Annotated in this window: 1 pseudogene; it reads left to right on the plus strand. The window is 40.6% G+C overall.

The annotated features are described in order from the left end of the window. Positions 1-132: 132 nt before the first annotated feature. Positions 133-605 (plus strand): annotated as a pseudogene (gene tnpA, locus WKT17_RS16225) (IS200/IS605 family transposase). Positions 606-815: the final 210 nt, after the last annotated feature.

Raw genomic sequence — 815 nt, forward strand, 5'->3', positions numbered from 1 at the left:
TTGTGTCAGCAATGAAATAAACCACCTGCTATGCGGGTGGTGGGAGAAATCTTTAGATATAAGCAAGAACTCCTGTGCTATGATGAATGTGGGTCTGCAAAACCACAAATAAAAGCACAGGAGGTCCAAATAATGGACGTAAATAGTTTAGCTCATACAAAATGGGAATGCAAGTATCATATAGTTTTTGCACCAAAATACCGGAGACAAGTAATTATAAACAAATACGAGCGGATGTAGGAGAAATTCTAGGATCATTATGCAGAAGAAAAGGAATAGAAATTATTGAAGCAGAGTGTTGTCCAGATCATATTCATATGCTGGTGCGAATTCCACCCAAATATTCAGTATCAGAAATAGTGGGATATCTCAAAGGAAAAAGTTCGCTCATGATATTCGAACGCCATGCAAATCTAAAATATAAATATGGAAATAGGCATTTCTGGTGTCGCGGATATTATGTAGATACAGTCGGTAAAAATACTGCAAAGATCAAAGAATATATTCAGAAACAATTAAAAGAAGATTTAGAGTATGATCAGATGTCGTTAGTAGAGTATATTGACCCGTTTACGGGTGAGCCAGTGAAGAAACACAATAAATAAAACGCTTGGAGCGTAAGTAGGAAGTCAAAGCAAACCAGCAAGCTCCTTTTGGAGCTGTGCCGGTGTAAGGAAGCACTGAAAAAGCCCCCAGTTGGGGGCAGCTGTAAATGTGGTGCAGTTAGCAGACTTCAGTGCGCCTTCCGGGCGCAAGCAGGTAATATCCCCTTATAGGGGGAGAACATGCCACCCGCTAAGCGGGTGGTCATGACT

Source organism: Blautia sp. HCN-20427 (genome assembly GCF_037890365.1).
Lineage (GTDB): Bacteria > Bacillota > Clostridia > Lachnospirales > Lachnospiraceae > Blautia.